Source organism: Anaerobutyricum hallii DSM 3353, assembly GCF_000173975.1.
GTDB classification, from domain to species: Bacteria; Bacillota; Clostridia; order Lachnospirales; family Lachnospiraceae; genus Anaerobutyricum; species Anaerobutyricum hallii.
In genome coordinates, this window is record NZ_ACEP01000122.1 from 22483 (window position 1) to 30755 (window position 8273).

The window sequence follows — 8273 nt, forward strand, 5'->3', positions numbered from 1 at the left end:
AGCTTTTTTTGTTATCGCAGAAAAGTTAAAAAATAGGAGTTTACTATGAGTGTAATAAACGTAGAGCATATTTCAAAATTATATGGGGATAAGATGATTTTGGAAGACTTATCCTGCAGTGTAGATGAAGGGGATAAAATTGGAATTATTGGCATTAATGGGACCGGTAAGTCAACACTTCTTCGAATTATCGCGGGCGAGGAAGAAGCAGATGAGGGAAAAATTATTTTCTCAAATGGTATGACGATTGGCTGGATGGGGCAAAATCCTGAGTTTGATGAAGAGAGCAGTATTTTAAAGTATGTCTGTGAAGGAAAGAAAATAGAAGATGACTATGGTTATGAGAGTGATGCGAAGGCGATGCTTACTGTATTAGAATTAGAGAATTTTGATGAGAAAATTAAAAATCTTTCCGGTGGACAGAAGAAAAGGGCCGCGCTTTGTAAAGTTTTATTGCAAAAGCCAGATATTTTGATTTTAGATGAGCCTACGAACCATTTGGATAATAAGATGTCTGACTGGCTGGAGAATTATCTTAAAAGTTTTCGTGGTGTACTGTTAATGGTAACGCATGATCGCTATTTCCTTGATAAGGTAACGAATCATATTTGGGAAGTAGAAGGTGGCAAAGTTTATTATTATGATGAAAATTATTCTGGTTATCTGGAACGGAAAGCAGAGAGAGAGGAAAGAGAGCTTGCCTCAGAAAGAAAAAGACAAAGTATTCTCCGCAGTGAAGTAAAGTGGGTAATGCGTGGGGCAAGGGCACGTTCGACAAAGCAAAAGGCACGTTTAGAGCGTTTTGAACAGTTAAAAGCGATGGATTCCCCAAAGACAGCAAAGCAGGTAGAGATGGGATCTGTTGGAACCAGACTTGGAAAAAAAACGATTGAACTTTATGATATTTCAAAAGCATATGGAGACAAGGTACTTTTTAAACATTTTTCCTATATATTTAAACGATTTGAACGAATTGGATTTGTCGGGCATAATGGCTGTGGAAAGTCCACATTGATGAAGATTTTAGCAGATTTAGAACAGGAAGATTCTGGAGCGATTGAATGGGGAGAGACAATAAAAATTGGTTACTTTGCACAGGAATGTGAAGTAATGGATGAAAGAGAAAGAGTTATTGATTACATTAAAGATGCAGCAGAATATGTACGAACTTCCGAGGGACTGGTCAGTGCATCAAAAATGTTAGAACGTTTCCTTTTCAGTTCAGATATGCAGTATACGCCGATTGCTAAGATTTCTGGTGGTGAAAGAAGAAGATTATACCTTTTAAAAGTGCTGATGCAGTCTCCGAACGTTTTAATACTTGATGAGCCGACAAATGATCTTGATATTGCGACACTTCGGGTTTTAGAAGATTTTCTTGATGAATTTGCGGGAATTGTCATCACCGTTTCTCATGACCGTTATTTCCTTGATAGAACAGTTGACCGTATTGCTGCTTTTGAAAATGGAAATATTGTAGTCTACGAGGGTGATTATACAGAATATCAGGAAAAATCAGGAAGAATTGAGACGGATTCCATTGACAGTGTGGATTCTGGTTCCGGGCTTCATATTAAAAAGAGCAATGAGAAGAAGAAAGAAGGAAGAGAACAGTGGCTTGCTTCTAAAAATAAAGAAAAGAAGTTGAAATTCTCTTATAAGGAACAGAAAGAATTTGAGACAATTGATGAGGATATTGAGAAATTAGAAGAAAAAATTACAGAGTTAGAAGAACAAATCAGCAAATGTGCGACCGATTTCATAAAATTGAATGAATTAATGCAAGAAAAAGAAAAGACGGAAGCCGAACTTTCTGATAAAATGGAACGGTGGGTATATTTAAATGATCTTGCTGAAAAAATAGAAGCACAAAAGAGGGAGAATAATAATGAAAACATTTAAAGAGGCAGATATTTTACTGCCTGGAAAAGAAGTAAATATGGAGAAGTGGTCTGTTATTGCCTGTGACCAGTTTACCAGTGAGCCGGAATATTGGGAAGAGGTAAAGAAATTTGCCGGTGATAGTCCCTCTACTCTCGATATGATTTTGCCGGAAGTATATTTGGAACAGGAAAATCATGAGGAGCAACTTAAAAATATTGAGGCTTCTATGAATAAGTATCTGCATGAAAAGGTTTTTACAGAATATAAAGATGCGATGATTTATGTAGAGCGGACAGACAGTGTTGGGAATGTTCGCGCAGGTATTGTTGGAAAGATTGATTTGGAACAGTACGATTATAGCAAAAAGAGTACATCTTTTATAAGAGCAACAGAGGCAACGGTAGCAGAAAGAATTCCAGCCAGAGTGGAGATTCGTAACAATGCGGTAGTGGAACTTCCACACGTTATGCTACTTGTAGATGATGCGGGAAAGCATGTCATAGAACCGTGTGAGCAGGAAAAGGAACATCTTCCACTTTTATATGATTTTGACCTTATGATGGGCGGCGGACATCTATGTGGCTATCTTCTTGGAAAAGAGGAAAAGAAACGGATTGAAAAAGCACTTACATTCCTGGCAGATCCAAAGTGTTTTGCCGATAAATATCATGTAAAAGACCGTCCGGTTCTTTTGTTTGCAGTTGGAGATGGCAATCATTCACTTGCAGCTGCTAAAGCATACTATGAACAGTTAAAGGCTGCACATCCAGATGAAGATCTGTCGGAGCACCCAGCGAGATATGCGCTCGTAGAGGTTGTAAATCTTCACAGCCCTGCTCTTCAGTTTGAGGCGATTCACCGAATTGTTACCGGTGTTCATGTAGAAGATTTATTAAGCAAGATGAATGCGGCTTTACATATTAAAAAAGAAGGAAAAGGGCAGACCTTCTATACTATTTATAATGGAAAGAAAAAGAAATGTGTTATTGAACGTCCAACGTCTAAGTTAACAGTAGGAAGCCTGCAGAGATTTCTTGATGGATATCTGGCACACAATGGCGGAAAGATTGATTACATTCATGGAGAAGAGGTAGTAGAAAGCCTTGCCAGGGAAAAAGACAGCATAGGATTTATTTTACCGGATATGGGAAAGGAAGAACTGTTCCCTACAGTAATTCATGATGGAGCATTACCGAGAAAGACATTTTCTATGGGACATGCACAGGATAAACGTTACTATACCGAATGCCGCAAAATAAGAAAATAGTATTACAGATACGTTTGATTTTAAATTCTGTAGTGATTATAATAACAGAAAGAAAAATTTTGCGAAAATCTCCGGTAATACATTACTGGAATTAAGGTGTCACAATAGTCAGTTTACTCAAGAAAAGGAGATGATGTTATGCCGACAACATATACACATTATGCCTATGGACAGGAAGTTTTTCATAAACTTCCCGAAGAATTACAAAGAAAAATAGAACCATATATCGAATACTATAATATTGGCGTACATGGTCCGGATATTCTGTTTTATTATCATTCTTATTGTAAAAATAAAGTAAATCAGTATGGGGTAAAAGTACATCACGAACCTGCCAGAGAGTTTTTTAAACGGGCATTTAAGGTGTTTCAGGCACAGAAAAATAGGAATGAGGCATTTGCCTATCTTGCTGGATTTATGACACATTTTATTCTGGACAGTTCCTGCCATCCTTATGTAAGAAAGCGCATAAAGGAAACGGGAATCAGTCATACAGAGATAGAGACAGATTGGGATTTTGAGGTGATGCAGCGTGATGGCAGAAATCTAAATCATTATAAGAGAGCCTGCCATATAAAGGATAAAAAAGAGATTGCCGCCGTAATTGCACCATATTTTAAGAAGTCTGCGAAACAGATACAAGTCAGTCTTTTTCATATGAAACTGGTGATCAATTATATTTTCCGTTCTGGATTTGGAGTAAAGAGAGCGATTACAACAGTGATTGGCGGATATGTCAGTCCAGAATTAGATCTGCATCATCATTTTATTCCAAAAGAAATCAATCCGGCGGATGCAGAAACCTGTAAACATCTCTGGGAACTCTATAACGACAGTCAGGAACTTTGTGTGGAGATGATAATAAAGCTTTATAAGGCGTTACATAGTATGGATATGTCTTTTTGTAAGGAGAGAAGATTGTCCAGAAACTTTTCTTAGAGTGTGTTTGGAAAATCATTAAACTTAAGAGAAAATTAAAAAGGAGAGGCGATATGAAAAAGAAATTAACAGGAATACTTTTACTGTTGCTGTTTATTGCCCTGCCTTTGCAGGGACAGGCAAAAGTGAAAGCACCGAAGAAACAATGCCATGCTTATGTGGTGATGGATGCAGGCTCTGGGGAAGTTCTTTTTGGGCAGGATGCAAATAAAAAGATTTATCCGGCAAGTACAGCAAAGCTTATGACAGCGATTGTTTGTGTAGAAAAGGGAAATGTAAACTCTGTGATAAAGACAAAGTCTGATGTTGTATACCGCACAACGCCGGGTACATACAGCTTAGGAATTGGTGCAGGAGTAAACTATACTTTTAAAGATTTATTACATATGAGTTTGATGTCTTCTGCAGCAGATGCGACAGATTCTCTGGCAGTTGGTGTTTTTGGTTCTAAAAAGGCCTGCGTAGAAGCAATGAACGAAAAATGTAAAGAACTTGGTTTAAAGAAGACCCATTTTGATAATCCGGTTGGTTCTGATATTGGCGCAGGATATAATGAAACTTATGCCAGTGCAAAGGAAATGGCTAAAATATGCCGTTACGCAATGGCAATACCATTAATTCGAAGTGCTGTTTCAAAGGCACATTATTCCACACAAAAAGGCGGAATGTATGTTAATACAACAAACTGGTTTTTGAAAGGAATGGCTTATTATGACCGTGATACATATAAAATTATCGGTTCAAAATCCGGCACTACCAATGCAGCAGGTCATGTATTTATTGCAACAGCAGCGGATTATAAAGGACACGAACTGATTTGTGCCTACTTTGGAAATGTCAGTAAAGAAAGTACATTTGCTTCTATAAGAAGCCTGTTTGATTACGCATTTAACAATTATAAAAAGGGTAAACTTACCCTGACACCAAGTAATTACGATGTGAGAAGTTCCCAAAAGTACGGCGCAGTTTATAGCGAATATTCTGCACTTCACTGTTATCCAGCGCAGAAAGACGGTCTGTTTGCACCAAACAAGGCAATTACAAGAAAACAGCTTGGAACAATGCTCGAAGCAATTGATTCTTTAAAAGATAATGCAACCTTATCTGCTTTTGTTTCCGAAAATGAAAATGGAACTGTAACGACTACTCGTTTTGCACAGCTTCTTCAGGAATTATATCCAGTAACTATATCGGATAAAAAGGCAGAAGAAGTGCTGGCTTCCTGTAGCAGTATAGATACAATGGATGAAACAGCAAAAGAAGCTTATGCTTCCTTTGCATCGGGTGCATTAGCAGTAGATGATTCCTGCAAAACAGCCAATCAGCGTATTACAAGAGGGCAGGCATTGTTGATTGCGGATAAACTTGCTGATTATCAGATGAACTATCTTGCAGATCATGCACAGACACAGATTGCAGAAGTTCGCCAGATTCCGGGAAAAGACGGAACAATCACACTGCCAGCTATGTCCTATACGACATTTAATAAAAAGTGGAGTGATAGCTTAAAAGAGCAAAAAGAAGCGCAGGATGCAGAGGCAGCAGCAAAAAAAGCAGAAGCAGAGCGAAAGGCAGCCAAAGAAAAACAGCCGAAAAAAGATGCGGAGCAGATAACAGAAGGGACCAAGCCAAAAGAAAATGCTTCACAGGCAACAACAGCCACACAGAAACAAAAAAAGAAGTAATAACAGAGACAAAAAAGAAAAAAGTAAAAAAATAAAACAGAAAATGAAATAAAAAGAGGTAATAAGTTATGGGGAAAAAACTTTATAAATCATCTTTAGACAGAAAAATATGTGGTGTTTGTGGAGGTTTTGCAGAATTTTTCGGAATTGATGCGACAATCCTTCGTCTGCTCGTTGTTCTTTTTACATTAGCAGGAGGTTCCGGTGTATTATTTTATATTGTTGCAGCGCTTATTATGCCAGATGAGCCAGAGTATTATTAATGATAAAGTGGAACTAGTAATTTAGAGGAAAAGAAATGGACATTTCAAAAAAACTTGTAGAGACGCATTCCTTAACGAAAGAAGAATGTCTGGAATTATTTTCATTATTTAATAATTCTGAAGTCATGGAATATTTAAAAGAGGAAGCTGTCAAAGTACGCAAACAGTATTATGGAACAAAAGTATTTACAAGAGGACTGATTGAGTTTACAAATTACTGTAAAAACAATTGCTATTACTGTGGAATACGAAGAGATAATCGTAATGTAGAACGATATCGCCTTAGTGAAGAAGAGATTCTTGCATGTTGTGCAAATGGTGAAAAGTTAGGCTTTCGTACTTTTGTATTACAAGGTGGGGAAGACCCGTGGTATACGCAAGAGCGGATTGCAGATATTGTAAAAAAGATAAAGAAAGCACATCCAGATTGTGCGATTACATTATCAGTCGGAGAAAAATCAAAAGAAATATATAAAGCATGGAAGGAAGCGGGAGCAGACCGCTATCTGCTCCGCCATGAAACGGCCAATACATCACATTATCACATGCTCCATCCAGAAAGTATGCATCTTTCTAATCGCAAACAATGCCTTTATGATTTAAAGGAACTTGGCTATCAGGTGGGTGCCGGATTTATGGTGGGGTCCCCGGGACAGACATGGGAACATTTGGCAGAAGATTTAGTCTTTTTGCAGGAATTACAACCACAGATGGTTGGCATTGGCCCGTTTATTCCACATCATGATACAAAGTTTGCAAAAGAAGAAGCAGGAAGCGTAGATTTAACATTAAAATTATTATCGGTACTTCGATTGTTATTACCGAAAGTATTACTTCCGGCAACAACAGCACTTGGAACGTTAGATCCATTAGGAAGAGAAAAAGGTCTTAGTGCAGGAGCGAACGTAGTAATGCCAAATCTTTCTCCAGTAGAAAATCGAAAGCAGTATGAGCTTTATGATAACAAGATATGTACGGGAGATGAGGCAGCTAAATGTAAAAACTGTCTGTCTGCCCGAGTGCGTTCTGCCGGGTACGAACTGGTTGAGGACAGAGGCGATTATATCGGTTAGATCATCCAGCCGCTTCATGATTAATATTGGTTACTAGAGCATGTTTGAAGAATGATAGAAATGTATCAGTAATTAATATTATAATGGAAGCAAGCAGGGCGAATTCGTGATACTATATAAAAAACGAATTTTATTTGCAATTATAAATTTATAATTGCAATAAGTAGAAAAAGAAAGGGGAGCATGATGAAATATTGTTTTGGAGTGGATGTTGGAGGAACAACTGTAAAACTTGGTCTTTTCACAGTAGAAGGAGAACTTCTTGATAAATGGGAGATTAAGACTTACACAGAAAACGAAGGAGAACGTATTCTGCCAGATGTTGCAGAGGCAATTAAGGGAAAAATTGCTGAAAAACTTCTTAAAGCCGAAGAAATCTGTGGCATTGGAGTAGGAGTGCCGGCACCTGTAGATAAAAACGGAGCCATTGAACGTGCCGCAAATGTCGGCTGGATGGCAAAAGAAATCAAAAAAGAATTGGAAGAACTCACAGGTTTCCCATGTGTTATTGGAAATGATGCCAACGTAGCAGCTCTTGGTGAGATGTGGAAGGGTGCCGGAGAAGGAGAAAAAGACTTGATCATGGTAACACTTGGAACTGGCGTTGGCGGCGGTATCATCATTGATGGTCATGCGGTAGTCGGAGCTCACGGAGCAGGTGGAGAAATCGGACATATCACAGTAAGAGATGATGAGACAGAGGCTTGCGGATGCGGAAGAAAAGGATGCCTTGAACAATATGCTTCTGCAACCGGGCTTGTCCGTCTGGCTAAGAGATATTTTGAGAAAAATACGAAAAACAGTATTTTAACTGGAAAAGAAATCACTGCAAAAGAAGTATTTGATGCAGCAAAAGCAGGAGATGCAGCGGCTTTAGAAATTACGGAAGAATTTGGTGCATATCTTGGACAGGCATTAGTAAATTTAGCAGCAACCGTTGACCCTGCTGTATTCGTCATTGGCGGGGGTGTGTCAAAAGCAGGAGATATTCTTTTAGAGACTGTAAGAAAATATTTCTATGATCATGCATTCTATGGAAATCAGAAAACAAAAATTACACTGGCAACTCTCGGAAACGATGCGGGAATTTATGGTGCAGCAAAACAGGTGCTTTAAATTCTGAGTTGCCGCAGGCAAAGGAGACGCCCGTAAGAAATAATCT

7 protein-coding genes are annotated in these 8273 nt (G+C 38.3%); all 7 read left to right on the plus strand.

What is annotated here, in order from left to right; translation table 11 throughout:
• The first annotated feature begins 45 nt into the window (after positions 1–45).
• The 7 genes from EUBHAL_RS12155 (at position 46) to EUBHAL_RS12185 (ending at position 8227) form a co-directional block, all read left to right on the plus strand.
• Positions 46–1902: an ABC-F family ATP-binding cassette domain-containing protein gene (locus tag EUBHAL_RS12155; RefSeq protein ID WP_005350240.1), complete on the plus strand. Its 1857-nt coding sequence runs from the start codon at positions 46–48 to the stop codon at positions 1900–1902.
• Complete coding sequence (locus EUBHAL_RS12160) at positions 1889–3151, plus strand: DUF1015 domain-containing protein (RefSeq protein ID WP_005350243.1); 1263 nt, start codon at positions 1889–1891, stop codon at positions 3149–3151. Before EUBHAL_RS12155 ends, EUBHAL_RS12160 begins: the two co-directional genes overlap by 14 nt.
• A 138-nt stretch (positions 3152–3289) precedes the next feature.
• Entirely contained in the window at positions 3290–4090 is an 801-nt protein-coding gene (locus EUBHAL_RS12165; protein ID WP_005350246.1) for a zinc dependent phospholipase C family protein, read from the plus strand.
• Between the two features lie 53 nt (positions 4091–4143).
• Entirely contained in the window at positions 4144–5775 is a 1632-nt protein-coding gene (locus EUBHAL_RS12170; protein ID WP_005350250.1) for a D-alanyl-D-alanine carboxypeptidase family protein, read from the plus strand.
• A 68-nt stretch (positions 5776–5843) separates the two neighbouring features.
• Positions 5844–6038 (plus strand): PspC domain-containing protein, encoded by a 195-nt coding sequence (locus EUBHAL_RS12175; protein WP_005350253.1) that lies wholly within the window; start codon positions 5844–5846, stop codon positions 6036–6038.
• A 35-nt stretch (positions 6039–6073) separates the two neighbouring features.
• The gene (gene hydE, locus EUBHAL_RS12180) at positions 6074–7111 is read left to right on the plus strand and encodes a [FeFe] hydrogenase H-cluster radical SAM maturase HydE (RefSeq protein WP_005350256.1); all 1038 of its coding nucleotides are present in this window, start codon (positions 6074–6076) and stop codon (positions 7109–7111) included.
• 186 nt (positions 7112–7297) lie between these two features.
• The gene (locus EUBHAL_RS12185) at positions 7298–8227 is read left to right on the plus strand and encodes an ROK family glucokinase (RefSeq protein WP_022170746.1); all 930 of its coding nucleotides are present in this window, start codon (positions 7298–7300) and stop codon (positions 8225–8227) included.
• Positions 8228–8273 lie beyond the last annotated feature (46 nt).

Excerpts from the sequence above, each read along its gene's own strand:
- EUBHAL_RS12155 (WP_005350240.1), top strand. The coding sequence starts at position 46 with ATGAGTGTAATAAACGTAGAGCATATTTCAAAATTATATGGGGATAAG.
- EUBHAL_RS12160 (WP_005350243.1), top strand. The coding sequence starts at position 1,889 with ATGAAAACATTTAAAGAGGCAGATATTTTACTGCCTGGAAAAGAAGTA.
- EUBHAL_RS12165 (WP_005350246.1), top strand. The coding sequence starts at position 3,290 with ATGCCGACAACATATACACATTATGCCTATGGACAGGAAGTTTTTCAT.
- EUBHAL_RS12170 (WP_005350250.1), top strand. The coding sequence starts at position 4,144 with ATGAAAAAGAAATTAACAGGAATACTTTTACTGTTGCTGTTTATTGCC.
- EUBHAL_RS12175 (WP_005350253.1), top strand. The coding sequence starts at position 5,844 with ATGGGGAAAAAACTTTATAAATCATCTTTAGACAGAAAAATATGTGGT.
- hydE (WP_005350256.1), top strand. The coding sequence starts at position 6,074 with ATGGACATTTCAAAAAAACTTGTAGAGACGCATTCCTTAACGAAAGAA.
- EUBHAL_RS12185 (WP_022170746.1), top strand. The coding sequence starts at position 7,298 with ATGAAATATTGTTTTGGAGTGGATGTTGGAGGAACAACTGTAAAACTT.